This is a genomic window from Frisingicoccus sp. (assembly GCF_048388605.1).
Lineage (GTDB): Bacteria > Bacillota > Clostridia > Lachnospirales > Lachnospiraceae > Frisingicoccus.
This window is the reverse complement of the sequence record NZ_DBGCTU010000043.1, coordinates 1-1,875: the sequence shown is the minus strand read 5'-3', so window position 1 is coordinate 1,875 and position 1,875 is coordinate 1. Positions and strand designations below refer to the sequence as shown.

Annotated in this window: 3 protein-coding genes; all 3 read right to left on the bottom strand. The window is 46.5% G+C overall.

Annotation, left to right across the window (positions count from 1 at the left end; translation table 11 throughout):
• Positions 1-60: 60 nt before the first annotated feature.
• The 3 genes from ACMN7X_RS11925 to ACMN7X_RS11915 are packed head-to-tail and all read right to left on the bottom strand — an operon-like array spanning position 61 to position 1,545.
• Entirely contained in the window at positions 61-321 is a 261-nt protein-coding gene (locus ACMN7X_RS11925) for a hypothetical protein (RefSeq protein WP_010800774.1), read from the bottom strand.
• Positions 321-806, bottom strand: a complete 486-nt coding sequence (locus ACMN7X_RS11920) for a hypothetical protein (RefSeq protein WP_048318201.1) — start codon at positions 804-806, stop codon at positions 321-323. The genes ACMN7X_RS11925 and ACMN7X_RS11920 overlap by 1 nt, the downstream gene beginning before the upstream one ends.
• Positions 807-846: 40 nt before the next feature.
• Positions 847-1,545 carry a hypothetical protein gene (locus ACMN7X_RS11915; protein ID WP_048318200.1) on the bottom strand — a complete coding sequence of 233 codons (699 nt, stop codon included), beginning with the start codon at positions 1,543-1,545 and terminating at the stop codon, positions 847-849.
• Positions 1,546-1,875: the final 330 nt, after the last annotated feature.

Here is a 1,875-nt window from a genome sequence, read left to right as displayed (position 1 = left end):
CCGGGATGGAAACGGTATTCCGCCACCACCTCCTCGCCCGTATGCTTCAGGATCAACGCGCTAAGCGGCGAATAACCCGGTGTCGTCATAGAGAAAGTTTTCGGCCTCTTTCGAGGTGTTGCATTGTTCGACCAGGCAGGTGTTGTGTCGGTTGTCGAACGCCATCCATTTTTTCAGGAACGGGTCGTAAAAATACCCGTATTCCTCGCCACACGAATAGGTGTAACCGCGCGAACCTTTTTCGCCCGTAATCAGGCGCATCAGGCAGGCTGCCGCCTGGTCTCCCAGGAGGCAACCGATGGTAAGGGTATGCTTTTTCATCAGGCGGCAGCTTGAAGGGTTTGTAAATCATCGTTGTCAAGTCGAATGAAGGCATCATGCTCCAAACGTTTGCCGGTTTCGATATAAGCCAGCGCTTCACGTTCGCAGCTTGACAGGTCTTCGAGCAGCAGGTCGATAGAAGCATATTCGTCGCGGCCGATATGAAAGCGCGACACCACATTTCCGCAAAACTCTTCGGAGGTTCCCACACGGGCATAGATGGTCAGCAATTGCGCATCGCCGCAGTTCTGACGTTGATAACCGGTGATCTGGAAATTGTCATCCACCGCCACCAATCCGGTAAAATTGACTACATGATACGCCATGCGCTGCAACGCTTCAGAGAGACTGGGATGCACCGGAGCCTTGTTTTCATATGTAATCACATGGTTATCGCCTGTACTTTCGTCTAACACTTCATAGCGGGCTTTGAAAAAACTGTCTTTGACAGAGATGAAGGAAAAAGTCTTTTCTGTTTTATTCATTACTTTATTAAAATGGTATCGTTTAGATTCATTTCTAAATTCACGCTGCCCGCACCCCTTTCGGTTCCTCGCGGTATTCTATGTAAACGCTTTTCACTCTCACCCCTTTGCGCGCCTGTTTTTTGGCATACGACAGCATCGGGCGAAAGATACGTTCCAGATCATCATCCGAGAGGTTGCGACCAAGTTCCTGCCACCAGAAACGCAACAGGTCGATATAACCTTCGGGATCGGTCACGACAGGGATAAGATCGGTAGCCACCGCAGTCAATTGAAGGGCAGCCTGCCCAGCCAGCAGTCGCGAATCGGCCTTCTGCAAGGCTTGCGACTTTTGTTCATCGGAGAGGTCATCACGCCCGGCAATACGCTTTTCGGTGCGGTTGCGGTTCTTTTGCAATTGCAGGGCACGGTTTTCTGCTTCGTTCATCTGCTTCTTCATATAAGCAAACAGGATACAGGAGGCTTCGTAGGCAGGACTGCCTTTTTCTGCCGGATCGATACTTTTTTCAAAAGCGACAAATTGCTTCTGCCACTTGACCAGCTCGGTCGTGAAAGGTTTACGGATACAGTTCATTCGCCCGACTTCGCATGTACATTCGGCAATGTAGGCTCTGATTTCGCCCGCAAAGAATTCGTTCATTCCTTCGCGTCCGATCTGTTCCAACAGCCCGCGCCCTTTTCCGGCATACAAGACACTGCTTTCCGCATTCATTTGGAGAGTCGATACGCAATTTTCCATAGGTAGGCCGGCTTTTAAAACGCCTTTTTCACTTTTAGTCATTGTTTACTTTAAAATTAAAATAATTAAATTACAATAGTTAAGATTTAACCAGGTGTTGATTGATTAAACCGATGCAAAAGTAAGGGTTTAAATTTACATGAGCAAGTAATAATCAATATTTGTATGCGATTTTATGAAAATATTTTTATTCGTTGAATATTTATTAATATTAACTATTGCATCCGTGCTAAATACATAGATTTTTACTAAATTCCAACGGCGAAAAATAGGCCATCGCCAAAATACTTATTGTAAATTTCCCCATTCCGGCGAAAGCTGTTGTTTTTT